Annotated in this window: 28 protein-coding genes; 14 read left to right on the top strand and 14 right to left on the bottom strand. The window is 71.8% G+C overall.

What is annotated here, in order from left to right; genetic code table 11:
* Nucleotides 1–193 precede the first annotated feature (193 nt).
* Nucleotides 194–469: a hypothetical protein gene (locus AB0C01_RS01325; protein WP_357245544.1), complete on the bottom strand. Its 276-nt coding sequence runs from the start codon at nucleotides 467–469 to the stop codon at nucleotides 194–196.
* A 469-nt stretch (nucleotides 470–938) separates the two neighbouring features.
* On the opposite strand from AB0C01_RS01325, the gene AB0C01_RS01330 reads away from it, so the two are divergent.
* The 3 genes from AB0C01_RS01330 (at nucleotide 939) to AB0C01_RS01340 (ending at nucleotide 1,798) form a co-directional block, all read left to right on the top strand.
* Nucleotides 939–1,154, top strand: a complete 216-nt coding sequence (locus tag AB0C01_RS01330; protein ID WP_334509531.1) for a hypothetical protein — start codon at nucleotides 939–941, stop codon at nucleotides 1,152–1,154.
* A 213-nt stretch (nucleotides 1,155–1,367) separates the two neighbouring features.
* Complete coding sequence (locus AB0C01_RS01335; protein WP_357245548.1) at nucleotides 1,368–1,508, top strand: hypothetical protein; 141 nt, start codon at nucleotides 1,368–1,370, stop codon at nucleotides 1,506–1,508.
* 2 nt (nucleotides 1,509–1,510) lie between these two features.
* Nucleotides 1,511–1,798, top strand: a complete 288-nt coding sequence (locus AB0C01_RS01340) for a hypothetical protein (protein ID WP_357245550.1) — start codon at nucleotides 1,511–1,513, stop codon at nucleotides 1,796–1,798.
* On the opposite strand, the gene AB0C01_RS01345 is transcribed toward AB0C01_RS01340, so the two are convergent.
* Genes AB0C01_RS01345 through AB0C01_RS01370 form a run of 6 tightly spaced genes read right to left on the bottom strand, consistent with a single transcriptional unit; the run spans nucleotide 1,774 to nucleotide 7,210 of the window.
* Nucleotides 1,774–2,031, bottom strand: coding sequence for a UBP-type zinc finger domain-containing protein (locus AB0C01_RS01345; RefSeq protein WP_357245553.1), 258 nt, complete (start codon nucleotides 2,029–2,031; stop codon nucleotides 1,774–1,776). The genes AB0C01_RS01340 and AB0C01_RS01345 overlap by 25 nt on opposite strands.
* Nucleotides 2,028–3,599 (bottom strand): Na+/H+ antiporter, encoded by a 1,572-nt coding sequence (locus AB0C01_RS01350; protein WP_357569915.1) that lies wholly within the window; start codon nucleotides 3,597–3,599, stop codon nucleotides 2,028–2,030. The genes AB0C01_RS01345 and AB0C01_RS01350 overlap by 4 nt, the downstream gene beginning before the upstream one ends.
* Before the next feature lie 38 nt (nucleotides 3,600–3,637).
* Complete coding sequence (locus tag AB0C01_RS01355) at nucleotides 3,638–4,603, bottom strand: TIGR03885 family FMN-dependent LLM class oxidoreductase (RefSeq protein WP_357569916.1); 966 nt, start codon at nucleotides 4,601–4,603, stop codon at nucleotides 3,638–3,640.
* Between the two features lie 44 nt (nucleotides 4,604–4,647).
* Nucleotides 4,648–6,063, bottom strand: coding sequence for an NADP-dependent succinic semialdehyde dehydrogenase (locus tag AB0C01_RS01360; RefSeq protein WP_357569917.1), 1,416 nt, complete (start codon nucleotides 6,061–6,063; stop codon nucleotides 4,648–4,650).
* Nucleotides 6,064–6,075: 12 nt separating this feature from the next.
* Nucleotides 6,076–6,339: a DUF6343 family protein gene (locus AB0C01_RS01365; RefSeq protein ID WP_357245564.1), complete on the bottom strand. Its 264-nt coding sequence runs from the start codon at nucleotides 6,337–6,339 to the stop codon at nucleotides 6,076–6,078.
* A 52-nt stretch (nucleotides 6,340–6,391) separates the two neighbouring features.
* A complete protein-coding gene (locus AB0C01_RS01370; protein WP_357569918.1) occupies nucleotides 6,392–7,210 on the bottom strand; it encodes an NAD(P)H-binding protein in 819 nt (272 codons plus the stop codon).
* Nucleotides 7,211–7,332: 122 nt separating this feature from the next.
* Here AB0C01_RS01370 and AB0C01_RS01375 point away from each other — a divergent pair, with 122 nt between their 5' ends.
* Both AB0C01_RS01375 and AB0C01_RS01380 read left to right on the top strand, forming a co-directional pair.
* Nucleotides 7,333–7,923, top strand: a complete 591-nt coding sequence (locus AB0C01_RS01375; RefSeq protein ID WP_357245571.1) for an antibiotic biosynthesis monooxygenase — start codon at nucleotides 7,333–7,335, stop codon at nucleotides 7,921–7,923.
* 120 nt (nucleotides 7,924–8,043) lie between these two features.
* The gene (locus tag AB0C01_RS01380; protein WP_357569919.1) at nucleotides 8,044–8,895 is read left to right on the top strand and encodes a GDSL-type esterase/lipase family protein; all 852 of its coding nucleotides are present in this window, start codon (nucleotides 8,044–8,046) and stop codon (nucleotides 8,893–8,895) included.
* Between the two features lie 17 nt (nucleotides 8,896–8,912).
* On the opposite strand, the gene AB0C01_RS01385 is transcribed toward AB0C01_RS01380, so the two are convergent.
* The 3 genes from AB0C01_RS01385 to AB0C01_RS01395 form a co-directional block, all read right to left on the bottom strand.
* Nucleotides 8,913–9,665 (bottom strand): EcsC family protein, encoded by a 753-nt coding sequence (locus tag AB0C01_RS01385; RefSeq protein ID WP_357245577.1) that lies wholly within the window; start codon nucleotides 9,663–9,665, stop codon nucleotides 8,913–8,915.
* Between the two features lie 49 nt (nucleotides 9,666–9,714).
* Nucleotides 9,715–9,861: a hypothetical protein gene (locus tag AB0C01_RS01390; protein WP_357245580.1), complete on the bottom strand. Its 147-nt coding sequence runs from the start codon at nucleotides 9,859–9,861 to the stop codon at nucleotides 9,715–9,717.
* A 106-nt stretch (nucleotides 9,862–9,967) separates the two neighbouring features.
* Nucleotides 9,968–10,813, bottom strand: coding sequence for a peptidase M23 (locus AB0C01_RS01395; RefSeq protein WP_357245582.1), 846 nt, complete (start codon nucleotides 10,811–10,813; stop codon nucleotides 9,968–9,970).
* A 420-nt stretch (nucleotides 10,814–11,233) separates the two neighbouring features.
* On the opposite strand from AB0C01_RS01395, the gene AB0C01_RS01400 reads away from it, so the two are divergent.
* The 4 genes from AB0C01_RS01400 (at nucleotide 11,234) to AB0C01_RS01415 (ending at nucleotide 14,256) form a co-directional block, all read left to right on the top strand.
* Nucleotides 11,234–12,154, top strand: coding sequence for a PAC2 family protein (locus tag AB0C01_RS01400; RefSeq protein WP_357245585.1), 921 nt, complete (start codon nucleotides 11,234–11,236; stop codon nucleotides 12,152–12,154).
* A 37-nt stretch (nucleotides 12,155–12,191) separates the two neighbouring features.
* Nucleotides 12,192–12,989 (top strand): exodeoxyribonuclease III, encoded by a 798-nt coding sequence (locus AB0C01_RS01405; protein WP_357569920.1) that lies wholly within the window; start codon nucleotides 12,192–12,194, stop codon nucleotides 12,987–12,989.
* Between the two features lie 17 nt (nucleotides 12,990–13,006).
* On the top strand, nucleotides 13,007–13,324 hold the full coding sequence (locus AB0C01_RS01410; protein WP_357245592.1) for an antibiotic biosynthesis monooxygenase: 318 nt from the start codon (nucleotides 13,007–13,009) through the stop codon (nucleotides 13,322–13,324).
* Between the two features lie 98 nt (nucleotides 13,325–13,422).
* Nucleotides 13,423–14,256, top strand: a complete 834-nt coding sequence (locus AB0C01_RS01415; RefSeq protein ID WP_357570244.1) for an alpha/beta hydrolase — start codon at nucleotides 13,423–13,425, stop codon at nucleotides 14,254–14,256.
* An 18-nt stretch (nucleotides 14,257–14,274) separates the two neighbouring features.
* On the opposite strand, the gene AB0C01_RS01420 is transcribed toward AB0C01_RS01415, so the two are convergent.
* The gene (locus AB0C01_RS01420) at nucleotides 14,275–14,916 is read right to left on the bottom strand and encodes a class F sortase (RefSeq protein WP_357570245.1); all 642 of its coding nucleotides are present in this window, start codon (nucleotides 14,914–14,916) and stop codon (nucleotides 14,275–14,277) included.
* 113 nt (nucleotides 14,917–15,029) lie between these two features.
* Nucleotides 15,030–15,656, bottom strand: a complete 627-nt coding sequence (locus AB0C01_RS01425) for a hypothetical protein (RefSeq protein WP_357570246.1) — start codon at nucleotides 15,654–15,656, stop codon at nucleotides 15,030–15,032.
* Between the two features lie 208 nt (nucleotides 15,657–15,864).
* Here AB0C01_RS01425 and trmB point away from each other — a divergent pair, with 208 nt between their 5' ends.
* The gene (gene trmB, locus AB0C01_RS01430) at nucleotides 15,865–16,494 is read left to right on the top strand and encodes a tRNA (guanosine(46)-N7)-methyltransferase TrmB (RefSeq protein WP_357569921.1); all 630 of its coding nucleotides are present in this window, start codon (nucleotides 15,865–15,867) and stop codon (nucleotides 16,492–16,494) included.
* A gap of 103 nt (nucleotides 16,495–16,597) precedes the next feature.
* Nucleotides 16,598–19,111 carry a DUF3516 domain-containing protein gene (locus AB0C01_RS01435; RefSeq protein ID WP_357245602.1) on the top strand — a complete coding sequence of 838 codons (2,514 nt, stop codon included), beginning with the start codon at nucleotides 16,598–16,600 and terminating at the stop codon, nucleotides 19,109–19,111.
* A gap of 42 nt (nucleotides 19,112–19,153) precedes the next feature.
* Here the strand turns inward: AB0C01_RS01435 and AB0C01_RS01440 are convergent, their stop codons facing one another.
* Entirely contained in the window at nucleotides 19,154–20,026 is an 873-nt protein-coding gene (locus AB0C01_RS01440) for an oxidoreductase (RefSeq protein WP_357569922.1), read from the bottom strand.
* A 107-nt stretch (nucleotides 20,027–20,133) separates the two neighbouring features.
* Between AB0C01_RS01440 and AB0C01_RS01445 the strand changes: the two genes are divergently transcribed.
* The 3 genes from AB0C01_RS01445 to AB0C01_RS01455 all read left to right on the top strand — a co-directional run bounded on the left by AB0C01_RS01445 (nucleotide 20,134) and on the right by AB0C01_RS01455 (nucleotide 22,968).
* The gene (locus AB0C01_RS01445) at nucleotides 20,134–21,021 is read left to right on the top strand and encodes a LysR family transcriptional regulator (protein ID WP_357245608.1); all 888 of its coding nucleotides are present in this window, start codon (nucleotides 20,134–20,136) and stop codon (nucleotides 21,019–21,021) included.
* Between the two features lie 180 nt (nucleotides 21,022–21,201).
* On the top strand, nucleotides 21,202–21,846 hold the full coding sequence (locus AB0C01_RS01450; protein ID WP_357245611.1) for a hypothetical protein: 645 nt from the start codon (nucleotides 21,202–21,204) through the stop codon (nucleotides 21,844–21,846).
* Between the two features lie 213 nt (nucleotides 21,847–22,059).
* Nucleotides 22,060–22,968 carry a hypothetical protein gene (locus tag AB0C01_RS01455; protein ID WP_357245614.1) on the top strand — a complete coding sequence of 303 codons (909 nt, stop codon included), beginning with the start codon at nucleotides 22,060–22,062 and terminating at the stop codon, nucleotides 22,966–22,968.
* Between the two features lie 114 nt (nucleotides 22,969–23,082).
* Here AB0C01_RS01455 and AB0C01_RS01460 read toward each other — a convergent pair whose 3' ends face one another.
* A complete protein-coding gene (locus AB0C01_RS01460) occupies nucleotides 23,083–24,030 on the bottom strand; it encodes an iron-siderophore ABC transporter substrate-binding protein (protein WP_357569923.1) in 948 nt (315 codons plus the stop codon).
* Between the last annotated feature and the right edge of the window lie 3 nt (nucleotides 24,031–24,033).

Genomic DNA, 24,033 nt, shown 5'->3' on the forward strand with positions numbered 1-24,033 from the left:
AGGTATTAGGAATGGTCAGGACTCCTCTTACGTGGGCTGGACAACGGTCCAACTGGCCACGGAGGACAGCCATGGCCGAATCGACCAAGCCCGCTGCCACCACCGCCAAGGCGACCGAGGACCGATGATCACCCGATGGCCCACACAGACACGCTCAACGACTGACCCGTGCGGGGATAGAGGCCGATATGACTTAGGCCGTTACGCGCGAACTGGACCGCCTCGGTTGCACACCCGCCGGGGCGGTTCGCCGTTGGATGACAATCCCGGCCCTCATGACGTACAGCTCGCGCCTGGCCGTAGCCAGCCACTTCGCGTCGAGTACGTACCCGATTATCCACATCCAGCCGTTGTACGGGTCGACCTCGCCGACCAGCACCAGCCGGACCCGTAGCGCTCGGTCGCCGGTGAACTGCGGCGAGCAGGCAGCGCCGATCAGCACGACGTCTCCGGCCTTCACGCTAGCCACCGGAGGAACCTGCGGCACACGGCGTCGGCGGGAGCCCAGGACATGCCCTGCGTTGCTGCCACCAGGTGCGGCCCCAGGTAGATCCGGAGGACTACCGACGACGGGGCGTACTCCCCGAACAGCTCCCCGCGGCGCGTGGCACAGGGCCAGGGCCGGTCGCATCCCTCGCACAGCCACAGCGGGAGGACCGGCCCGTGCGCGGTCATCGGTTCTCACCCGGCCAGTGGCCCCGGTTGATCGGGACCTTGTGTCTCGTCCGGCAGGGCAGCTCGTTCCCGCACTTGCAGACGTTCCGCCACTTGACCCACGACCACACCGGCTGATGCCTGCGAGCCAGGGTCATGGCTACTGCCGCCAAGTATTCGCCGTAGGGCACGTGTCGGGTCATGCGTCCACGGTCGTCGCCCCGGTCGGATTAGTCAACTGGCAATATCCGAAAGGAAAGGGCGAGTCGCTTTACGTTCGGGCTATGGACCGAGGGCCAGGGCAGCTCATGGGGCCGTACGAAATCGCCGAGCGCCTGGGCGTCTCGCGGCAGCGGTTCCAGCAGCTCGCCCGGTACCCCACCTTCCCGAAGCCGTACCAGGAGCTACGGGGAACGAAGGTCTGGCTGGCCGAGGACGTCGAGGCGTGGATCAAGAAGTACCGCCAACCGCGCCCAACCGAGGACGACACCCCGGACTGACCGGGCAGGACGTAGCCCGCCCGGCCACCCGTCACACGGCTACCCACGCCATCAGCGGACCAGCCGCGGCGACGGGTTCGATGCTGGACAGTCCCACGTGCCACATGACACCTCGGGAGCGCTGGGGCAACGGATGCGCCCGTAGGCGGGCTGTGACGGGCGCCGCAGCGCTCGGGGCATCGACACCCACGCGTCGGATCTAGGGTCGGACGTGTGGGCATCCGGGCGGGGATTCGGGGCCGCTGGCGGTCGCTGTCGCCGCTGCCGCCGCCGGGCCGGCTGCGTACCCTGTCGCTGGCCACGCTCGCCAACACCGTCGGGACCGGGCTGTGGGTGACCGGCTCGGCGCTCTAACGGTGATCTACACCCTGGGCGACCTGTGGCATGCCGGGGCCGGGGCGGCGCTGGCCTACGACCTCGCCGCCCCGGACGCCGTTGGGGCCTACCAGGGGGTCGACACCCTGCTCGCCGGGCTGGCCCGCGCGGCGGGGCCGGCGGTGCTGACCTGGCTGATCCTCGGCGGTGGTCCGCTCGGCTGGCTGGCCCTGGCCGGGCTCCTCGCCGGCACCGGCCTGGCCGTGCCACCGCTGACCCGGTGGGCCCTGACCAACCGCAGCGGTCAGCCGATCTCCTCGTCGACGTAGCACCAGCGCCAGGTCTCGCCCGGCTGCACCGACCGGATCACCGGGTGGGCGGAGGACTCGAAGTGCTTCGTCGCGTGCTGGTACGGCGACGAGTCGCAGCAGCCGACGTGCCCGCAGCTCAGGCAGGCCCGCAGGTGCACCCAGTCGGCGTTGCCGATGGCGACGCAGTCCGGGCACTCCTCGGTGGTGCGTGGCTCCACCGCGTCCGCCTCGGCCAGATGCTGGCAGCTCACTTCTCGACCTCCCGCAGCAACGACTCTTCCAGGTCCAGGTCACGATAGGCCCGCACCAGCACCTCCTCGGGGATCCGGCCGGAGTCCCGGGCAGCCCGGAAGACATCCCGCTCGGCGTCGATCATCTTCTGTCGTAGCCGACCGTACGCCTGCGACGGCGTTTCCCGCTCGGCGCCTCCGAGCCGCTCCCAGGCCAGGTTGTTGCGATCTTCCAGCGCGCGGCGCAACCGGTCGACCACCGCGTCGGGGGCGCTGTCGGCCAGCTCGTCGAGGCGATCCTGGGCGGCACGGCTGGCCTGTTGCTGCACCCCGGCAGCCGACAACGCGTCCTGCACCGGGTCGTCCTGGGGCAGCTTCAACCGGCGGGCGACCAGCGGCAGGGTGGCGCCCTGGCCGACCAGGGTGACCACGATCACCGCGAAGGCCAACCAGATGAACAGTGCCCGGGGGTACGGCTCGTCGCCGGCCAGGGTCAGCGGCAGGGCCAACGCGGCGGCCAGCGTCACCACGCCCCGCATGCCGGCCCAGCCGATGACGATCGGGAACCGGGGTGACGGGGCCGGGTCCCGGCGGCGGACCCGGGGGACCAGCCGGGCCAGGTAGGTGGCCGGGAAGAGCCAGACGAAGCGGGTCAGGACGACCGTGGCGAGCACCGCGACGGTGATCAGCGCGAGCGACCCGGCCGGTTCGTCGAGGTCGCGAAGCACCTCCCGCAGTTGCAGGCCGACCAGGAGGAAGACGAGCCCTTCCAGCAGGAACTGGACCAGCCGCCAGAACGCGGCGGTCTGCAACCGGGAGGCCGCCGAGAGCAGTTGGGACAGCTTGTGGCCGAGCGCCAGCCCGGTGACCACCACGGCGACCACGCCGGAGGAGTGCACCGCCTCGGCGGCGAACACCACCGCGAACGGAATGATCAACGAGAGGGCGTTGTCCAGCAGGGGGTCGGTGATCCGCCGGTGCAGGTAGCCGAAGACCACCGCGCCGAGTGCGCCGATCAGGATGCCGCCGCCGGTTGCCCGCAGCACCTCGATGGTGACGTCGGCGGTGCCGACCGCCGAGCCGGCGGTGGCCATGGTGGCGACCCGCAGCAGCACCAGCGCGGTGGCGTCGTTGACCAGGCTCTCCCCCTCCAGGATGGTGACCACCCGGCGGGGCAGCCCGACCCGGCGCGCGACCGCGGTGGCGGCCACCGCGTCCGGCGGGGCGACCACCGCGCCGAGCGCCAGGCAGATCGCGAACGGCACCTGCGGCAGCAGCAGGTGCAGCACGAACCCGACCACGAACGCGGTGAACAACACCAGGCCGACCGCGAGTAACAGGATCGGCCGGATGTTGTTCTTGAACGCCGGCACCGAGGTCTCCAGCGCCGCGACGTACAGCAGCGGCGGCAGGATGCCGACGAGCACCAGCTCCGGGTCGAGTTCGACGTGCGGGACGCCGGGCACGAAGGAGAGCGCCAGGCCGAGCACGACCAGCACGATCGGCGCGAGCAGGCCGAGTCGGCGGGCCAGCGCGGCGCCGAAGGTGGCGATCGCCAGGAAGACGACGACCGGAAACAGGCTTTCCATGGGGTACGAGCCTAGGGGTCCGCGGATCCGTCCCTCGATCAGCCGGTCGGCCGCAACTTCGGCAGCACCTCCGCGCCGAACGCATCGATGAAGCCGCGCTGCTCCTGCCCGACGTGGTGCAGGGCGATCTGGTCGAAGCCGAGCTGCGCGTACTCCTCCAGCCAGCCGACGTGCCGGCCCAGGTCGGCCGAGATGTTCACCATCTCGGCGACCCGTTGCTTCGGCACGTCGGCGGAGACCACGTCGAAGTGCTCGACGGTCTCCAGGTCCCAGCAGACCGGCGGGGCGAAGACGTTGCTGCGCCACTGGTCGTACGCGAGCGCCTCGGCCTGCTCCTGCTCCGGCGCCCAGGAGACGTGCACCTGCAGGTGCAGCGGGCCGCGCCCGCCGGCGCCCCGGTACGCGTCGATCATCTCGCGCAGGTGTGCCACCGGGGCGTTCACGGTGATCAGACCGTCCGCCCACTCGGCGCACCAGCGGGCGGTGGCCACACTGACGGCGGCGCCGACGAGCGCGGGCGGCTCCTCGGGGCGGGTCCACAGCCGCGCCCGGTCCACCCGGACCAGGCCGTCGTGGCTGACCTCCTCGCCGGCCAGCAGCGCCCGGATCACGTCCACGCACTCCCGCAGGCGCGCGGCGCGGACGTCCTTGCGCGGCCACGGGTCGCCGGTGATGTGCTCGTTGCTGGCCTCACCGGTGCCCAGGGCGGCCCAGAACCGGCCCGGGTACATCGCGCCGAGGGTGCCGATCGCCTGCGCGATGATCGCCGGGTGGTACCGCTGGCCGGGCGCGTTCACGACCCCGAACGGCAGGCCGGTGGCCTGCAACGCCGAGCCGAGCCAGGACCAGGCGAAGCCGGACTCGCCCTGCCGGGCGCTCCACGGGGAGAAGTGGTCGGAGCACATGGCGGCGTCGAAGCCGGCTCGCTCGGCGTGTTTCACCGCCTCCAACAGGGCGCGCGGACCGATCTGCTCATGCGAGGCGTGGAATCCGAACAGCGTCATGGGCGCACTTCCTACCCATGACGGCACCGGCTGATGCCTGCAAGCTACTCGGCGTGCGCGCCGGCTCCAGCCGAGGCGGCACCCTCGCCCACCCAGACCGTCTTGGTGTTGCAGAACTCCCGCATGCCCAGCGCCGACAGCTCGCGCCCGTAGCCGGAGTTCTTCACACCGCCGAACGGCAACTCCGGATAGGAGGTGGTCATGCCGTTGATGAAGACGTTGCCGGCGTCCAGGTCGGTGGCGAAACGTTCCTGCTCGGCCGGGTCCCGGGTCCAGGCGTTCGAGCCGAGCCCGAAGTTGGTGCCGTTGGCGACCTCGATCGCCTCCTCGTACGACGACACCCGGAACAGGCCGGCGACCGGGCCGAAGACCTCCTCGGACCACATCCGCATCGTCGGGGTGAGGTCGGTGACCACGGTCGGCGGGTAGAACCAACCCTCGCCGGTCGGCAGTTCGCCACCGCAGAGCACGGTCGCCCCGTTGTCCACGGCGTCGCGGACCTGGGCGTGCACCTCGTCGCGGCCACGCTCGCTGGCCAGCGGCCCCACGTCGGTGTCCGGGTCCATCGGGTCGCCGACCCGCAGCGCGGCCATGTTCGCGGCGAACTTCTCGGCGAACGCGTCGAAGACGTCGGTGTGCACGATGAACCGCTTCGCGGCGATGCAGGACTGGCCGTTGTTCTGACAGCGGGCGGTGGTGGCCACCTCGGCGGCCCGGTCCACGTCGGCGGAGGGCATCACCACGAACGGGTCACTGCCGCCGAGTTCCAGGACTGTCTTCTTCAGCTCCCGTCCGGCGATCTGGGCGATGGAGCGGCCGGCCGGCTCACTGCCGGTGAGCGTGGCGGCGCGCACCCGAGGGTCGGCCAGGATCGTCTCGACCGCGTCCGAGCCGACCAGCACGGTGGTGAACGCTCCCTCGGGGAAGCCGGCCCGGCGAAACACGTCCTCCAGCAGCAGTGCGGTCTGGGGCACGTTCGAGGCGTGCTTGAGCAGGCCGGTGTTGCCGGCCATCAGCGCCGGCGCGGCGAAGCGCATCACCTGCCAGAGCGGGAAGTTCCACGGCATCACCGCGAGCACCACACCGATCGGCTGGTAGCGGATGAACGCCCGGGTCGCCTTCACGGCGTCGGCGTCGGCCGGCTCGTCGGCGAGGAACCCCGGGGCCTTGTCGGCGTAGAAGCGGGCGGCCGTGGCGCACTTGGTCACCTCGGCCTGCGCCGAGGCGTACGTCTTGCCCATCTCCGTGGTCATGATCCGGGCGATCTCGTCGCGCTCGGCGTCGAGCAGGTCGGCGGCGACGGTCATCCACCGGGCACGCTGGTCGACGGTCGTCGTCCGGAGCTGCTGGTACGCGAGGTCGGTGCGCTCGATGGCACCGTCGAGCTGCTCGGTGGACATCGCCTCGTAGGTCTTGAGCACCTGGCCGGTGGCGGGGTTGGTGGTGGCGATATCGGGCATCTCGTCCTCCTGTCACTCGAACAACGAGTGTCGTACGCCCGGCTCCTCGCGGTGCCGGGCGGCGCGGCGGCGCTGGATCACGACCAGGTCGACCACGGCGACCACGGCGAAGATCGCGCAGAGTACGCCGAGCCAGGCGATGCCGGCCCAGAACGCCAGCACCGCGAAGAGCACCATGATCACCAGCCCGAAGCCGGCGAGGGTGAGCCGGAGGTTCAGCGCGCTGTACGCGTGCCCGACCGTGCCACGGGCACGCCGGGGCTGCGATCTCGTCATGCCCAGGGACCTACCCCCGATCGCCAGCGTTAACCGGCCTCGGACACCTCGGTCAGTCGCGCCAGGCGCCGCGCGAGGCCGCCTCGGCCGCGTACGCCGAGAAGTCGCGCGAGTCGCGACCGGTCAGCCGGCGCACGGTGTCGGTGGGCTCGGCGTGGCCGAGGTCGCGCAGGGCCGCGAAGGCCACGATCTGTTGCTCGATCTCCTCGGCGGGGACGCCCAGCGGACCCAGCGCGGCCCGGTAGTCGTCGGCCGTGCCGAGGTGGCGCACCGGTCGGGCCGCCGCTCGGCTGATGATCTCGGTCGCCTCCGCGAAGGTGATCGCCCGAGGCCCGGTGACCTCGTAGACCGCGCCAGCGTGCCCGGGCTCGGTGAGAGCGGTCACCGCGACGGCGGCGATGTCGTCGGCGTCGACGAACGCCTGGCGTGCCCCGCCGACCGGCACGGCGACCTCGCCGGCCAGCACCGCGTCCCGGAACACGCCCTCGTCGAAGTTCTGGTCGAACCAGTCCGCCCGCAGGATCGTCCAGTCGGCGTCGGCCTCGCGGACCGTCCGTTCGGCGGCCAGCAGGCGCTCGTCGCCCATCGCCTCGATCGCCCGGCTGGAGAGCAGCACCACGTGCCGCACCCCCTGCTCGACCGCCAACCGGACGAGGGCCGGCTCGACCGGCTGGCCGTCCGGTGCCATCAGGTAGACCCCGGACGCGCCGGCCAGTGCGGGCGCCCACGTCGACTCGACCGACCAGTCGAAGCGCACCGGGCCGCCGCGGGAGGCGGCGCGGACCCGGACGCCCAACGCCCGCAGCCGGTCGGCCACCCGTCGCCCGGTGGTGCCCGTCGCGCCGAGCACGAGGATCGCGCTGTCGTCCATGTGCCCGAGTAGACCATCGACCACCGACAGGTTCCGACCGATCGGCTCCCCAGGCGGACGGCACCGGTGTGCTCGATTACATCCGTTCGCGTCGCGGCCCCCACTGCCCCCACGATGGGCGCATGTCAATGACCCTCGCCGTGCCGGTGACCGTCGCCATCGCCCGCCGTGTCGACCCGGCCCGGTCCAGCGAGATGGTGGCCTGGATGCGGGCCGGCACCGCGCTGGCCGAGGCGTTCCCCGGTTTCCTCGGCGCCGGCTGGGTGCAGAGCGGTCCCGGTTCGCCGGAGTGGCACATGCTCTACCGCTTCGCCGACGCCGAGACGCTGCGCCGGTGGGAGGAGTCGCCGCAGCGGCACTGGTGGCTCAGCTCGGCTCAGGGGATCGTCGAGCACACCCGGGTCGAGCGGCGTACCGGCATCGAGGGCTGGTTCGACCCGCCGCTGGAGCACTCGGTGGAGCCGGTGGCGCCGGTCGGGCCGGCGTCGCCGCCGAGGTGGAAGCAGGCGGTGACGATCTGGTTGGCGTTCTTCCCGCTGAGCCTGAGCGCCACCCTGCTGACCAGTCACTTCCTCGCCGCCGTGCCGTTGGCGGCGCGGGTGCTGCTGATGACGCTCTGCCTGACCCCGCTGATGACCTATCTGGTGCTGCCCCGGATCACCCGGGCGCTGCACGGGTGGCTGCACGGCCAGCCGGCACCCCGGCTGGATTAAAGCACCTCGCCGCCCGGCCATCGACACTCTGCCGCATACCCGACAGCAACTTCCCGATGAACCACCTCCTACGCATAGAGTTACCGCGCTGTCGCTCTGCGCTGCGGAACGGGGGACGTCATGCCTCGACGGTGGGTCGCCGCGCTGGCCTGTCTCGTCGCGCTCGTCGCGTTGGCCTGCGAGGGCGGCACGTCCACGACACCCCGCCCCACGAAGAGCGCACCGCCGTCGAGCGGGCCGGGCGGCATCGCCTCCCTCGGTGACTCGATCAGCACCGGCTTCGCCTCCTGCCTGGTGCTCACCTCCTGCGAACGCAACTCCTGGTCCACGGGCGACGGGCTGCGGGTGGAGAGCCACTACCGGCGGCTGCTCGACCAGAATTCGGCGATCCGCGACCGGACGTACAACCACGCCCGGGCCGGGGCTCGCGCGGACGCGCTCGAAGGTCAGGCCCGGGCGGCGGTACGCGACCGTCCCGACTACGTCACGGTGCTCATCGGCGCCAACGACATCTGCCGGGGCGGGGTGGACGCGATGACACCGGTGGCGCGGTTTCGGGCCGACGTGGACCGGGGGATGCAGGTGCTGCGGACCGGCCGGCCCAAGGCCCGGGTGCTGGTGGTGAGCATCCCCGACCTGTACCGGCTCTGGGAGGTCGGGCACGAGGATCCGCGGGCGGTCCGCGCGTGGCGGCGGGGCGTCTGCCCGGCCCTACTGGCCGAGGCCACCTCGACGGCGCCCGCCGACCAGGAGCGCCGGGTGGCCGTCCGGGATCGGATCGACGCGTACAACGCCGAGCTGGTCGCGGCCTGCCGGGCGTACGGCTCACGCTGCCGCCACGACGGCGGCGCGGCGCACAAGGTCCGGTTCACCCTGGACCTGCTCAACCCGCTGGACTGGTTCCACCCCAACGCCAGCGGCCAGGACCGGCTCGCCGAGGTGACGTGGCGACCCTCCGGGATGGCCGGTTGACCCTCCCGGAGGGGCGGTCAGGGTTGGCGGGGTCCCGGCAGCGCGCTGCCCCGGGGGCGGTAGAGCGCCCGGGAACGCTGCGCGAGGTCCTTCGTGGCCGACGAGTTGGCCCAGGTGCCGAGCACGATGGCCGCGCCCGGGACGATCTTGGCGACGATCCGCTTGGCGGCTCGGACTCCGGCCATCTGGGCCAGCCGGACGCCGAGTTGCAGCATCACCCGACCGAGTGGACGCTGGCCGCCCAGGCCGAAGAGCGCGTCGGCGCGTTCCCGACCGGCGGCCACGCCGAGCGCCAGTCGGGCGCTCTCGGCGACCTTGTGCACGCGCTGCAGCACCAGCAGGTCGGTGGCCCGGTCGCTGTGCAGCGGATCGACGTCGTACGCGGCGGCGATGTGCAACACCATCCGCGCCTGGGTCCAGGCCAGGACACCCACGTCGATCACGGCGCCGGGTAGTCCGGCCACGCCGGAGACCGCGCCGGACAGCCGGGCCAGGTTGACGAACTTGCGGGCCGCCTGATCGGCCAGGGCGTCGGACGACACCCCGGGCTGCTCGGCACGGGCCCGGTCGGCCCACTGCTCGGCTTCCGGCCCGAGCCGGCGCACCGCCTCCAGGGCGAGGTGCTCCGGGGCGTACTGGGGGTCGTCGCGCATCCGGTCCCAGAGACGGGCCGGCGGACCCTCGGGGGCGTCCGCCGGCCCGGCGGGCAGATCGACGGACGGCTGGGGAGTAGGGGCGGGCTGGCCGCCGGCGGGCGGAGTGTCGGTCACCGGGTCTCCCCTGGAATGGGAATGGCGGACAGGGCGGCCGATGGAGCGGTCAGCGGCGGCGGTTGGAGAACCGGGCGGCCAGACCCTTGAGCTTCTGCTGGTTGGCGGGCTTGGCCATCTCCTGACGACCCCGCTGAACCAACTGCTGCCCCTTCGGCGATCTCAAGAACGTGGTGATCCGCTGCATCAGTGACATGGCGTCCTCCTGTCGATGGTCCCTCAGTCATGTGTACCCCGAACCCGCAACACATGTACCCGGGATGCGACAGCCTCAACCCTGACCGTCCACAGTGGCCGGAAGACTACCGTCCCGCCGGCGCGATGGCGTCGACGACCCGGTTGGCCCGCCATTCGTGCTGCTGGTAGAACTCGGGGTACGCGGAGACCTGCACCGCCTGGGCCGCGTCGGTGAGTCGCATCCGCTCCCAGCCGGGCACCTGCTCCAGCGCGGAGAGGAACTGCCGGGTGGCGAACTCGGGGTCCATCAGCCGGCCGACCGGACCCCAGCCGCTGCTGGAACGCTGCTGGAACAAGCCGACCGAGTCGTGGTCCCAGCCGACGCCCTGGTGCGGGTAGTCCTGCGACTCGGGCAGCACACCGCTCGCCACGTTGTAGAGGTTGCTCTCCTGCATGGCGGTGGCGACCGCGATCACCAGACCCCGGCGGGGCACCCCCATCTTGCGGCCGGCGCGCACGATCGCCTCGGCGTTCTCCATCTGGTCCTCGTCCAGCCCGGCCACGGGCGCCGGCTTGGTCGGGCGGGCCGGAGCGGCCTTGCGGGCGGGTGCCGCGGTGTCCGGGTCGCCGGGGGTCGCCGAGGCGGACGGCGCCGGGACAGCGGCGCGGTCGAGACCACGCGAGGCGACGCCCTGCTCGGCCCGCTGGGCCAGCTCCGCGCTGGCGGGCCGGCCGGAGCGGGTCGCCGCGCCGGGCTTCTCGTCGCAGACCTGGGCCACGACGGTCAGGCCGAGGCAGCAGACCACGCCGGTGGCCAGGGCCAGCTGGGTCCGGCGTCGACCGGTCAGGCCCCGGGCGTACGCCCGGAGTCGACTCGCGGCGGTTGTCCGTTCGGCTGAGGTGCCATCCTCCGTATCGGCAGTAGGGCTGCTCGGGGCGTACGGGTCGTCGAGGGTGCCGTCGTCACGCATCAACCGAGGCTAGGCACGGCGGTAGTCCGATCACGCACGGTGATCACGTGGTGATCGCCACAGATCGGGGCCGCACTGGTGGACGTCGCGGGCGGGTCGACCCGCCCGGGGAACGTACCTCGCGTACCGGATGAACCCGGCGGCGCACGCAGGCCGGCACGGCCGGTGTCAGGCCCGGACATCGGGCCTGCGGTCCTAACATGATCGACAAACTGGGCCGATGGGTCGAACCACCCATCGGCCGATCGGCTGACCACCGCCGCCTGGCGGCGTAATCAGGCGAATAGTCCGGTCACGCCCATCCCCCGGGCGACGAATCGCCCGGCGCAGGAATGCGCCAGGATGGCGGGTACGTTGCCCGAACGGGTGCCCTCCGTCGCGTCGGCGCCCCGCAGGCACATTTCAGGGAGGTCCGCACCGGTGCTCGACCCACACGAGCTCTACCAGCTCACCGACGATTTGCCCGATCTCGGGCAACCGGTCCTGATCCAGGCCCTCACCGGGTTCGTGGACGCCGGCAACGCCAGCCGGCTGGCGCGCGAGCAACTGCTCACCTCGCTGGAGGGTCGACCGATCGCCACGTTCGACGTCGACCAACTCTTCGACTACCGGTCGCGACGACCGGTGATGACCTTCGTCGAGGACCACTGGGAGAGCGTCGACGCGCCCAAGCTGGAGCTGCACCTGCTGCAGGACGACGACGAAACCCCGTTCCTGCTGCTCACCGGCCCCGAGCCGGACCTGCAGTGGGAGCGGTTCGTGGCCGCCGTGGCCGGGCTGGCCACCCGCCTGGGCGTCCGGCTCACCGTGGGGCTCAACTCGATCCCGATGGCGGTGCCGCACACCCGTCCGACCGGCGTGACGGCGCACGCCACCCGCCCCGAGCTGATCGCCGGATACGAGCCCTGGCTGCAACGCGTCCAGGTGCCCGGCAGCGTCGGCCACCTGCTGGAGTTCCGCCTCGGCGAGCAGGGCCGCGACGCGTTGGGCTTCGCCGCCCACGTGCCGCACTACGTGGCGCAGACCGAGTACCCGGCCGCCGCCGAGGTGCTGCTCACCTCCGTGTCCCGCAGCACCGGGCTGCTGCTGCCCGGCGACGGGCTCCGCTCGGCCGCCGAGGTGGTCCGGGTGGAGATCGACCGCCAGGTCGCCCAGACCGAGGACGCCGCCGCCCTGGTCCAGGCCCTGGAGGAGCAGTACGACGCGTTCGCTCGTGGTCGGGGCGAGAAGAGCCTGCTCGCCCCGGACGCCGGGCCGCTGCCCACGGCCGACGAACTCGGCGCGGAACTGGAGCGGTTCCTCGCCGAACAGACCCGTCCCGGCGACACCCCGGGCAGCTGACCCGGCGTACCCGGGACGGATGCGGCAGGCTAAGGGCATGCGCCTGGCGACCTGGAACGTCAACTCGGTGAAGGCCCGCCTCCCCCGGCTGCTGGAGTGGCTGGCCGACACCGGGCCGGACGTCGTCTGCCTGCAGGAGACCAAGTGCCCGGACGGCGCCTTCCCGGTGACCGAGGTGGGCGCGTTGGGCTACACCGTGGCCAGCCACAGCGACGGCCGGTGGAACGGCGTCGCCATCCTGTCGCGGGTCGGGCTGGACGACGTCCGGGTCGGGTTCGCCGGCGAGCCCGGCTTTCCCGACCCGGAGGCCCGCGCCATCTCCGCCACCTGCGACGGAGTGCGGGTCTGGTCGGTGTACGTGCCCAACGGCCGGACACCGGACGACCCGCACTACGCGTACAAGCTGGCCTGGTTCGCGGCTCTGCGCGACGCGGTGGAGGCCGAGCTGTCCGGCGGGCTCCCACTCGCCGTCTGCGGTGACTTCAACGTCGCCCCGACCGACGCCGACGTCTGGGACCCGGCGGTCTTCACCCACTCCACCCACGTCACCCCGGCCGAGCGCGCGGCCCTCGCGGCACTGCGCGACCTGGGCCTCGTCGACGTGGTGCCGACCCCGATGAAGGGGCCGCACCCCTTCACCTACTGGGACTACCGGGCCGGGATGTTCCACCAGAACAAGGGCATGAGAATCGACCTGGTGTACGCGTCCGCGCCCTTCGCCCGCGCGGTCGGTTCGGCCTACGTGGACCGGGAGGCCCGCAAGGGCAAAGGCCCCTCCGACCACGCCCCGATCGTGGTCGACGCGGAGCTGGTGCCCGCGGTGGAGGGGTTCTGAGTGGCTAGGGTGGGCAGATGGCAGTCGTGAAGATCAACGCAATCGACGTACCGCCCGGCGCCGGCGCGGAGTTGGAGAAGCGGTTCGCCGCCCGGGCCGGCACGGTGGAGAACTCCCCCGGCTTCCTCGGCTTCGAGCTGCTCCGCCCGGTGGCCGGCGAGACCCGCTACTTCGTCTACACGAAGTGGGAGAGCGAGGAGGCGTACCAGGCGTGGGCCGCCGGTCCCTCGCGCGCCGCCCACGCCGCCGCGCCCGGCGAGAAGCCCCGACCACCGGTCGCCAGCGGGGCCAGCCTGCTGGAGTTCGAGGTGGCGCTGCACGTCCCGCAGCCCTAGCCACCCCTCGCGGTGCTGCCAGCCCGCACCACAGCCGAATCGCACCGGGCCGGACGTCTCCGTTGATAGCGTCGAGACGGCCCGAGCGGTAGCCGGCCATCAGTCGCCCTGCCTGCCGTTGCACGCCGTTCGCTCAGGGCACATCCCACGGTGCGGGGGTCCTGGCGCACCTCATGTGGCATCAGGTCGCGCCGCGTCTTGCCGAGCACTTCACGGTCGTCGCCACCGACCTGCGGGGTTGGGGCGACAGCGGCACACCGTCGAGCACGCCCGACCACGAGCCGTACGGCATGCGCGCCATCGCCCGCGACCAGGTCGAGGTGATGCGGAGTCTGGGGTACGAGCGGTTCCACCTCGTCGGCCACGATCGCGGCGCCCGCTGCGCGTACCGTCTCGCGCTGGACGCGCCGGACGCCGTCACCCGGCTGGCCGTCCTGGACGTCGTGCCGGTCGGGGACGTCTACAACCGCGCCGACCGGGCGTTCAGCCTCTCCTACTGGGTCTGGTCCTTCCTGGCCGCGCCGGCGCCGGTGCCCGAGCGGTTCATCGACGCGGCGCCCGCCGTGCTCGTCGACTTCATGCTCGACACCTGGCCCGAGGTGAAGGACGCCTTCCCGGCCGAGGTGCGGGCGGCGTACGTCAGGCAGTTCAGCGATCCCGCCCGGGTCCACGCGATCTGCGAGGAGTTCCGGGCGGCCGCGACGCTGGACTACCAGCAGGACGAGGCGGACCGCGGCAACCGGAAGATCGGCTGCCCGATGCTGTTCCTCTGGAGTCAACGTGGTCAGGTCGCGAAGCTCTACGACGACCCGCTCGCCATCTGGCGCGAGTGGGCCGACGACGTACGCGGCGAGCCGGTCGGAGTGGGGCACTTCATTCCGGAGGAGGCCCCCGACGAGACCACCCGCCAACTCCTCGCCTTCCTCAGCTGACGCAGGGCCGGGCTCGGGTCAGGGCTTGCGGGAGGACTGGAGGGTGGCGAAGGCGATCACGTTGTCGGCGTAGCCGGTGCGACCGCCGATGAACTGGCCGCCGCAGGTGATCAGCCGCAGCCCGGCGGGCCCGTCGTCACCGTAGATGCGGTCGGCGGGCAGCCGGTCCTTCGGGAAGTGCTCGACGGTGTCGACCTTGAAGACCACGGTCGACCGGTCCGCCCGGGCCACCTCGACGAGGTCGCCGGGCTTGAGCTTGCCCAGGTCGTAGAAGACCGACGGCCCGCTCTTGGTATCCACGTGGCCGACGATCACCGCCGGACCGGGTTCACCGGGCGTGGGACCGCGGTCGTACCAGCCGGTCTCGTTGTGCCGCTCCAGCGGCGGTACGGCGATCGAGCCGTCCCGCGCCTGCCCGACGGGTGCCACGGGCGCGGACACCTTGATCGCCGGGACGCTGAGGCGGACCGGGCGGCTGGCCGACAGTCCGGCCGACTCGCTGCGTGCCGGCCGGTCGCCACCGGCCGGGGCCAGGTCGAACGGGCCGACCGAGCGGCCCAGCCCCGCCCCGGTGGCGAAGACCCCGACCAGGACCAGCACCACGGCCAGCGGCACCGACCAGGGGCTGCGTCCGGGCGGACGACTGCGCCGCGGCGTCACCGCGGTCGCCGGACGGGCAGCCACCGACGGGCGACCCGAGGCCGGCGGGCGCTCGTCGTCCGGCCAGCGGGAGCCGGTCGGCGGTGGCGTGGGGCGGAAGATCTCCACGGCGGTCAGTGGAGTCCGATGCCACGGGCGGCACGTGGTCGGCGCAGCGCCACCACGGCGAGGATCAGGCCGGTGACCGTCAACGCCGCGCCGACGGGCAGCAGCAGTTTGCCGGTCACGCCACCGGCACCGCCACCGAAGCCGGTGGCGGGACCGCGACTCGGGTGGGCCGGGACCTTCTTCACCACCTGGAGCATGGTCGAGGCGGTCTCGCCGTCGCGGCACTCCAGCTTGACCCGGTAGTTGCCGGGGCGGGTGCGCTCCCGCACCATCGGCGCGGCGGTGAGCACCCCACCCTGCGGCTGGACGCCGACCGCGCCGAAGGCGTCGGAGACGACGGTGGCGCCCACCGAGTTGTCCTGGCAACTGGCCCGGATCCCCACCAGGTAGCCGGGCTGCACCGTGCTGGGGCTCACCTCGACGAAGATGTCGATCGGCGGGTTGGGCTGCGGCTGACCAGCCGACGGGCCAGGCTGCGGCGCGGCGAACACCGGCGCGGCGAACACCGGCGCGGCGAACACCGGCGCGGCGGCCACCGGGACGGCGGCGTACGAAGGGGCTGCACTCAGCAGGGGGCCGGCGAGAACGGTCAACACCGACAGGGTCACGCCGCCGCGGGTCACTGCCACGATGCCCCCTCTCGACGCCGCGCGGCCGAGTCGGGCAGCGGAGCACCCGACCTGCCGTACCAGTTGGATCCTCTCATTTCCGGTCGCACATCACATCCGATTCGCTGGCGAGGTCGCGTACGCTCGATTGGCTGTGACCGCCACCGACCATGACCCCGCCGTCCCGCCCGTGAGCCGGACGATTCGAACGTTCCACCCCCGCCGGGGTCGGATGAGCGACCGGCAGACCGACGCGCTGAGCCGGCTCTGGCCCGCGTACGGCCTGGATGTGCCGGACGGACCGGTCGCGCCCGTCGACCTGGCCGACCTGTTCGGTCGTCGGGCGCCGGTGGTGCTGGAGATCGGTTCGGGCATGGGTGACAGCACCGCCGTGATGGCTGCCGCCGACCCGGATCGAGATTATCTGGCGGTCGAGGTGCACACGCCGGGAATCGCCAACCTGCTCGACCTGGTGGAGCGCGGCGGCCTGCGCAACGTGCGGGTGGCGCGGGGCGACGCGTTGTCCCTGGTCAGCGGCCTGCCCGAGGGTGTGTTGGACGCGGTGCACGTCTTCTTCCCGGACCCGTGGCCGAAGTCCCGGCACCACAAGCGGCGGATCATCCAGCCGGCGCACGTGGCGCTGCTGAGGTCCCGGCTGCGCTCCGGCGGCACGCTGCACTGCGCGACCGACTGGGCCGAGTACGCCGAGGCGATGCGGGAGACCCTCGACGCGGACCCGGAGCTGGTGGACACGTACGGCGGCTTCGCGCCGCGTCCGGCGCACCGGCCGGTGACGAAGTTCGAGCGGCGGGCGATCACGGCCGGCCGACCGGTGGCCGACCTGCTCTACCGCCGACGGTGACGCGCTGGCCCGTCCCGCCGACCCGCACCCGCCGGCCCGGACGGGGGTCCGGTGGACGCCGGGTTGGCGTAGCGGGGCATGATCCAGGCACCATGGACGGGATATGACGCTCACCGCCGCGCTGCCGACAAGCGCCGACCCCGACACCCTGTTCGACGCGTTCGCCGGCTGGGCGAAGGAGCGCGGCCTCGACCTCTACCCCCATCAGGAGGAGGCGGTCATCGAGATCGTCTCCGGCGCCAACCTGATCATGAACACGCCCACCGGCTCGGGTAAGAGCCTGGTGGCCATCGCCGCGCACTTCGCGGCCCTCGCCGACAGCCGGACGACCTTCTACACCGCGCCGATCAAGGCCCTCGTGTCGGAGAAGTTCTTCGCGCTCTGCGAGGTCTTCGGCGCCGAGAACGTCGGCATGCTCACCGGCGACGCCAGCGTCAACGCCGACGCCCCGATCATCTGCTGCACGGCGGAGATCCTGGCCAACCTGGCGCTGCGCGAGGGCACGAAGGCCGACGTCGGCCAGGTGATCATGGACGAGTTCCACTTCTACGCCGAGCCCGACCGGGGCTGGGCGTGGCAGGTGCCGATCATCGAGCTGCCGCAGGCCCAGTTCATCCTGATGTCCGCCACCCTGGGGGACACCACCCGGTTCGTCGACGACCTGACCCGGCGTACCGGGCGGGCGACCGCCGTCGTGCGCACGGCGGAGCGCCCGGTCCCGCTGATCTTCTCGTACGCCATGACGCCGCTGCACGAGACACTCGAGGAACTGCTGGAGACCAAGCAGGCCCCGGTGTACGTGGTGCACTTCACCCAGGCCGCCGCGCTGGAACGCGCCCAGGCGCTGATGAGCGTCAACGTCTGCTCCCGGGCCGAGAAGGACATGATCGCCGAGGCGATCGGTGCCTTCCGGTTCACCTCCGGTTTCGGCAAGACGCTCTCCCGGCTGGTCCGGCACGGCATCGGCGTACACCACGCCGGCATGCTGCCCAAGTACCGCCGCCTGGTGGAGACCCTCGCCCAGGCCGGCCTGCTCAAGGTCATCTGCGGCACCGACACCCTCGGCGTCGGCATCAACGTGCCGATCCGGACGGTGCTGTTCACCGGCCTGTCCAAGTACGACGGGGTCCGCACCCGGCTGCTCAAGAACCGGGAGTTCCACCAGATCGCCGGGCGGGCCGGTCGCGCCGGTTACGACACCATCGGCCGGGTCGTGGTGCAGGCCCCCGAGCACGTCATCGACAACGAGAAGGCCCTCGCCAAGGCCGGCGACGACCCGAAGAAGCGGCGCAAGGTGGTCCGCAAGAAGCCGCCGGAGGGCTCGATCGGTTGGGGCCAGCCCACCTTCGACCGACTCGTCGACGCCGAGCCGGAGCCGCTGACCTCCAGCTTCCAGGTCAGCCACTCGATGCTGCTCAACGTCATCGGCCGACCCGGGGACGCGTTCACCGCGATGCGGCACCTGCTCACCGACAACCACGAGGAGCCCCACGCCCAGCGCCGGCACATCCGCCGGGCGATCGCCATCTACCGGGCGTTGCGCGCCGGTGGGGTCGTGGAGGAGCTGCCCGAGCCGGACGAGACCGGCCGGCGGATCCGGCTCACCGTCGACCTCCAGCTCGACTTCGCGCTCAACCAGCCGCTCTCGCCCCTCGCGCTGGCCACCATCGAGCTGCTCGACGCCGAGTCCCCGTCGTACGCGCTCGACGTGCTGAGCGTGATCGAGTCGATCCTCGACGACCCCCGGCAGATCCTGTCCGCGCAGCAGTTCAAGGCGCGCGGCGAGGCGGTCGCCGCGATGAAGGCCGAGGGCATCGAGTACGAGGCCCGCCTGGAACTGCTCGACGACGTGACCCACCCGAAGCCCCTGGCGGAGCTGCTGGAGGCCGCGTACGAGATGTACCGGCAGGGCCACCCGTGGGTCGCCGACCACCAGCTCTCCCCCAAGGCCGTCGTCCGCGACATGTTCGAGCGCGCGATGACCTTCACCGAGTACGTGCAGTTCTACGGACTGACCCGCTCGGAGGGCCTGGTCCTGCGCTACCTGGCCGACGCGTACAAGACGCTGCGCCAGACCGTGCCCGAGGACGCCAAGACCGAGGAGCTGATCGACCTCATCGAGTGGTTGGGTGAGCTGGTCCGCCAGGTCGACTCCAGCCTGATCGACGAGTGGGAACGGCTGCGCAACCCGTCGGACGTGGCCGAGGTGGCCCAGGCGCACGCCTCCCTGACCGACCGGCCGCCCGCGGTGACCCGCAACGCGCGGGCGTTCCGGGTGCTGGTGCGCAACGCGCTGTTCCGCCGCGTGGAGCTGGCCGCGCTGCGCCGCTGGGACCTGCTCGCCGAGTTGGACGGCGGCGACGGCTGGGACTACGACGCGTGGGCCGACGCGCTCGCGCCCTACTTCGAGGAGTACGACTCGATCGGCGTCGGTCCCGACGCGCGTGGGCCGGCGCTGCTCATGATCGAGCAGGGGCGGGAGCGGTGGACCGTCCGGCAGAGCTTCGACGACCCCAACGGCGACCACGACTGGGGCATCAGCGCCGAGATCGACCTGGTGGCCTCCGACGAGGTCGGCGCCGCGGTCGTCCGGATCACCGACGTCGGCCAGCTCTAGCGACCATCTCGACCCGGGCCGTTCCCAGCAGGAGCTGCCCGTTCAGCGGGCGTCGGCGAAATGGACGCTGCGGGCGGTCGGTTCCCAGGCCAGGAACTCGGCGCGGGCTTGCTCCAGGCTGGCCGAGATCGCGTCTGCCGCATCGTTGCCGAGGACCAGCCGCAGCGGGGTCGCGTCAGCGTCGAGTGCGGCGAGGATGGCGGTGGCGGCCTTGGCGGGGTCGCCGGGCTGCCGGCCGTCGGCCGCGTCCAGGTTCGCCGCGACCGCCCCCACGCTGTCGGCGTACGCGTCGATCGCAGGAGCGCGCAGCATGGCCCCGGCGGCGTTGAGGTTCGTCCGGAAGGCTCCCGGCTCGACGATCAGTACCTTGATCCCGAACGGAGCCACCTCGGCCGCCAGTGCCTCGGAGAGTCCCTCCAGGGCGAACTTGGTCGCCGAGTAGGCGGCGACTCCGGCGAAGGACATCCGCCCGCCCATGCTGCTGAGCTGCACGATGGAACCCGAACCCCGCCGGCGCATGTGCGGCAGCACCTCCCGGGTCAGGGCCGCAGGACCGAAGAAGTGCAGGTCCATCAGGTCCCGTAGCTGCCGGTCGGTGGTCGCCTCGACCGCGCCGACCAGAGCGCGGCCGGCGTTGTTGACCAGGACGTCGATCCGGCCGTACCGGAGGATGACCTGGGTGACCACCGCGGTGATCCGGGCTGCGTCCGTAACGTCGAGTTCGAGCAGGCATACCCGGTCGGGGTGGGCCGCGGCCAGGTCCTGGAGCGTCGGCGGGCGGCGGGCGGTTGCCACGACGGTGTCACCGGCGCTCAGTGCCGCCTCGGCGATCGTCCGGCCGAAGCCCGAGGAGGTCCCGGTGATCAGCCAGACCCGGCCGGTCGGCGGGCGGGGGGACGGGGTTTCGGTGGACATCTCGGCCTCCAGTGGCGCGATGAGCTGAAAACAGTGTGGCCAGCGGCTACCTGGCGCGTCCAAGACAGAAGATCGTTCAGGCCATAAGGCCGATTTATGATTCCGGGATGGAGCTGCGCCAACTGCGCTACCTGGTGGCGATCGACGAGGCCGGGAATCTGGGCCGGGCCGCCCAGGGGCTCTACGTCAGCCAGCCCGCTCTCTCCTACGCTCTGCGCAAACTGGAGGCGGAGATCGGCGTGCGGCTCTTCGACCGGCACGCAGGGGGCGTGACGCCGACCGCCGCCGGGCGCGACGTGATCACCGAGGCGCGCCGTACGCTCCGGCAGGTCGACCGGATCACGGCCGTGGCGCAGCGGCACCGGCGCGGCCAGACCGGGGTGCTGCGGGTGGGCTTCGAGGCGAGCGGCGCGGGCGAGCTGACGACGCGTTCCCGGGCGGAGTTCGCCCGCCGGTATCCGGGCGTACGGGTGGAGCCAAGGCGATTCGACTGGGGCGAGGAGGCCGGCGCGCTGCGCGATGGCCGGGTCGACGTCGCCTTCGTCTGGCTCCCGAACGACCTCACCGGTATGCGTGTCGAGGTGGTGCAGACCGAGCATCGGCTGCTTGCCGTGGCCCGGGAACACCCACTCGCCGGTCGGGACAGCGTCTCGATCCTGGACACCAACGACGAGCCGTTGGTGTGGACCGAGCGGGCGCCGCGCGAGTGGGTGGACTGGTGGGCGGTGAACCCGCGGCCGGACGGGTCGAGCCCTCGCTGGGGCCCGACCAGCAACAACGTCGAGGAGATGTTGGAGCAGGTGGCGGAGGGGACGGCCATCTGCTTCGTGCCGGAGAGCATGGCGAGCTACTACGCCCGTCCCGACCTCGCCTGGGTGCCGCTGATCGACGTCGAACCGCTCCGGATCGCCCTCGCCTGGCCCGACCGCACCGACACCCGACTCGTTGGCGGTTTTGCCCATGTGGTCCGGGAACTCGCCGCCGAGAGAGCCTAGCCGGACCGTTGCGGTGTGCGGCCGACCATCTCCACCAGGGGGGTCGCCGGCACGCCGGACGGCCCCCTTTGTCGCGTTTTCCGCACCCCCGTTTTCACTGGGCGATGTCAGACCCGTCGATTAGAATGTATGTACTAATCGAGTTCCTGACCTGCAGGATTACGACTAGGGAGGACGCCCGTGACCGCTCCCGCCTCCACGCCCCTCACCCCGTACGCCACGCTGCTCGGTTTCACCCGCTACGTCGACCGCACCGGCCCCACCAAGGCGACCTTCGTGGGCGGGCTGCGCAAGCAGCGCGCCAGTCGATCCGGCTTCAACCCGCACGGCCAGTTCGTCAAGGCCCTCAAGGCCGACATCGCCTTCCACACCGGCGGCACGCACCTGAGCGGGGTGGTCGATCTGGTCAAGCCACGCTGGCGCCCGCTCTACCAGGCGCTCGTCCCCGGGGCCACGACCTGGTTGCACTCCCTCGGCGAGCCGGCCGCCGTCGACCTCGCCCAGACCCGCGACGCCCTGGCCATGCTGGGCGACCTGCCCGTCAAGATCAACCCCCACTTCGGCGTACGCCACAGCGACGGTCGCGCCGAAGCGGTCCGCCTGCACTTCGACGAGACCCCACCGAGCGAGGAATCGGTGCTCGCCACCCTGCACCTGATGGCCCGCCACATGGACGCGGTGCTCCCGCACGCCGAGCCGGTCCTGGTCGACGTCCGCCGTGGCCAGGCCCACCGCATGCCCGGCGACGCCAAGCCCGACCAGATCGAACGCTGGCTGTCCGGCGAAGCCGCCGCCTTCCGCGCCATCTGGTCCACCGCCGCCTAACCCGACACCCCTCCACCCACCCATCCCCACGCCAACCCACCCCCACGGGTAACTCGGCAAGATCACGCTCGATGCAGGATGTAGTGGCCTCGCCTACCCGGGAGGCCACTACCTCCCTGTTCGAGCACGATCATGCGTACGGCCGCCGACGCACGATCCATGGTTATCCACAGGGGCAGCGTGGCGGGCGGCTGATCGGCCAGCCTGGAGCGCATGCCGAAAGCTCCGCGACGCCCGCCGCAGTTGCGTGGTCGGGTCTTCCGCGGCTCGATCGCCGTCTCGCGCGGCCTGCTGAGCCGAAACGACTTACGCAGTTCCGCCTGGAGACCACTGTTCCGAGACATCTACGCCGATGCCGGGGTCCGGGTCACGCACGGCATCAGGTGCGCCGCCGTCGATCGTTGGCTGATTCCGCCAGGAGCGGCCATCGCGGGCCGCTCCGCTGCGGCCCTGTACGGCTGCCCGGCACCCGCCGCGAGCGAGCCGGTGGACGTGCTGATTCCCCGGGCGACCCGGGTCGGGCCGACCGCCGGGCTCCGGATCCACCGCGGGGAGTTCGACCCCGGCGACGCGGTGGACAGGGCCGGACTCAGGGTGACAAGTCCGGAGCGCACCTGCTGGGATCTCGCCCGATGGCTCGACGTGGTCGAGGCGGTGGTACTCCTCGACGGCATGCTGGCCAGGCGGCTCACCGATGTGCCCGCCCTCCGCGAATACGCCCTGAACCGGGCCGGTCGACGCGGCTGGCGGTCCCTGCTGCGTGCCGTCGATCTGGCGGACGCCGGCGCGGAGTCACCCCAGGAGTCGCGGACCCGCGTACGGCTGGTGCTCGCCGGCCTGCCCCGCCCTCAGACGCAGTGGGTCGTCGCCGAGCAGGGTCGGTTCGTGGCCCGACTCGACCTGGCCTGGCCCGAGTTCAAGGTGGCGGTGGAATATGACGGGCTCTGGCACGACGATCCCGAGCAGTTTCAGCGGGACCGCCGACGGCTGAACCGACTGCTCGGCAACGAGTGGATCGTGCTGCACGTCACCGCCAAACGCCTCCGGGACGACTTCGACGGATTCCTCGCCGAGGTCAGGGCCGCCCTACGAGCGCGATCCCGCGCCATCCGGTCGCGATGATCGTGCTCGAACATGGATGTAGTGGCTTCCCTGCGCAGGGAAGCCACTACATCCTGGATCGAGCGCGATCATGCGCGGGGCGGGGCGGGGCGGTGCGGGGCTCCGGGGGGCTTGTCAGGCGGCGGGGAGGTACTTGGCCAGATCGTCGAGGATCTTGTTGGCGGCGCCGACGCCGATGCCGGTCATCCAGACCTCGTCGGAGACGGAGTACGCCTTGCCGGCCTTGACGGCGCTGAGGCCCTTCCAGAGGGTCCCGCCCGCGACCTTGGCCTGCTCGGCGGCGGCCTTGTCGCCGTACGCGGTCACGAAGATGACGTCACCGTCGACCTCGTTGACCCGCTCGGGGCTGACCAGGTCGAAGCGCTTGTCCTCCTTGTTGGCGAGCAACTGCCGCTCGGGGCGCCCGAGCCCGGTGTCGCCCAGGACGATGCCGGAGAAGGAGTCCGGGCCGTACACCCGGATGTTGCCGGGCAGGAACCGCACGATCGACACCCTGCGGGCGGCGGCGTCGCCGAGGGTGGCGCCGAAGTCCTTGGCCCGCTTCTCGTACGCGCCGAGCAGGTCCTTGGCCTGCTGCTCACGCCCGAGCGCCCGGCCGTCGAGGAGGAAGTTGTCCTTCCAGGTGATGCCCACCTTGTCGGTGAACACGGTCGGCGCGATGGCGGACAGTTCGTCGTAGAACTTCTCCTGGCGGAACTTGCTGCCGAGGATGAGGTCGGGCTTGAGCGCGTTGATCGCCTCCAGGTCGGGCTCGGCGAGCACCCCGACCGTCTTGATGCTGGCGAGCTTGTCCGCGCCGAAGTAGGTCGGCCAGCTCTTGGCCTCACCGGCCGTGGCGGCGCCGACGGGCGTGACGCCCAGCGAGAGCGCTGTGTCGATCTTGTCAGTGTCGAGCACGACGACACGCTTGGGCTCGGCCGGGACCTTTGTGGTGCCCATGGCGTGGGTGATCTCCCGGGTGTCCCCGGTGGTGGAGCCGGCGACCGGGTCGCTCTCACCGCAGGCGGTGAGACCGACGCCGAGGGCGACGGTCGCGGCGAGAGCGGCGACGAGACGACGCATCAG

Source organism: Micromonospora sp. NPDC048905, assembly GCF_040649655.1.
Classification (GTDB): Bacteria; Actinomycetota; Actinomycetes; order Mycobacteriales; family Micromonosporaceae; genus Micromonospora.

Excerpts from the sequence above, each read along its gene's own strand:
- AB0C01_RS01455 (WP_357245614.1), top strand. The coding sequence starts at position 22,060 with ATGCCGAAAGCTCCGCGACGCCCGCCGCAGTTGCGTGGTCGGGTCTTC.
- AB0C01_RS01330 (WP_334509531.1), top strand. The coding sequence starts at position 939 with ATGGACCGAGGGCCAGGGCAGCTCATGGGGCCGTACGAAATCGCCGAG.
- AB0C01_RS01445 (WP_357245608.1), top strand. The coding sequence starts at position 20,134 with ATGGAGCTGCGCCAACTGCGCTACCTGGTGGCGATCGACGAGGCCGGG.
- AB0C01_RS01370 (WP_357569918.1), bottom strand. The coding sequence starts at position 7,210 with ATGGACGACAGCGCGATCCTCGTGCTCGGCGCGACGGGCACCACCGGG.
- trmB (WP_357569921.1), top strand. The coding sequence starts at position 15,865 with ATGAGCGACCGGCAGACCGACGCGCTGAGCCGGCTCTGGCCCGCGTAC.
- AB0C01_RS01350 (WP_357569915.1), bottom strand. The coding sequence starts at position 3,599 with ATGGAAAGCCTGTTTCCGGTCGTCGTCTTCCTGGCGATCGCCACCTTC.
- AB0C01_RS01460 (WP_357569923.1), bottom strand. The coding sequence starts at position 24,030 with ATGCGTCGTCTCGTCGCCGCTCTCGCCGCGACCGTCGCCCTCGGCGTC.
- AB0C01_RS01390 (WP_357245580.1), bottom strand. The coding sequence starts at position 9,861 with ATGTCACTGATGCAGCGGATCACCACGTTCTTGAGATCGCCGAAGGGG.
- AB0C01_RS01405 (WP_357569920.1), top strand. The coding sequence starts at position 12,192 with ATGCGCCTGGCGACCTGGAACGTCAACTCGGTGAAGGCCCGCCTCCCC.
- AB0C01_RS01360 (WP_357569917.1), bottom strand. The coding sequence starts at position 6,063 with ATGCCCGATATCGCCACCACCAACCCCGCCACCGGCCAGGTGCTCAAG.
- AB0C01_RS01440 (WP_357569922.1), bottom strand. The coding sequence starts at position 20,026 with ATGTCCACCGAAACCCCGTCCCCCCGCCCGCCGACCGGCCGGGTCTGG.
- AB0C01_RS01435 (WP_357245602.1), top strand. The coding sequence starts at position 16,598 with ATGACGCTCACCGCCGCGCTGCCGACAAGCGCCGACCCCGACACCCTG.
- AB0C01_RS01365 (WP_357245564.1), bottom strand. The coding sequence starts at position 6,339 with ATGACGAGATCGCAGCCCCGGCGTGCCCGTGGCACGGTCGGGCACGCG.
- AB0C01_RS01395 (WP_357245582.1), bottom strand. The coding sequence starts at position 10,813 with ATGCGTGACGACGGCACCCTCGACGACCCGTACGCCCCGAGCAGCCCT.
- AB0C01_RS01380 (WP_357569919.1), top strand. The coding sequence starts at position 8,044 with ATGCCTCGACGGTGGGTCGCCGCGCTGGCCTGTCTCGTCGCGCTCGTC.
- AB0C01_RS01375 (WP_357245571.1), top strand. The coding sequence starts at position 7,333 with ATGTCAATGACCCTCGCCGTGCCGGTGACCGTCGCCATCGCCCGCCGT.
- AB0C01_RS01410 (WP_357245592.1), top strand. The coding sequence starts at position 13,007 with ATGGCAGTCGTGAAGATCAACGCAATCGACGTACCGCCCGGCGCCGGC.
- AB0C01_RS01355 (WP_357569916.1), bottom strand. The coding sequence starts at position 4,603 with ATGACGCTGTTCGGATTCCACGCCTCGCATGAGCAGATCGGTCCGCGC.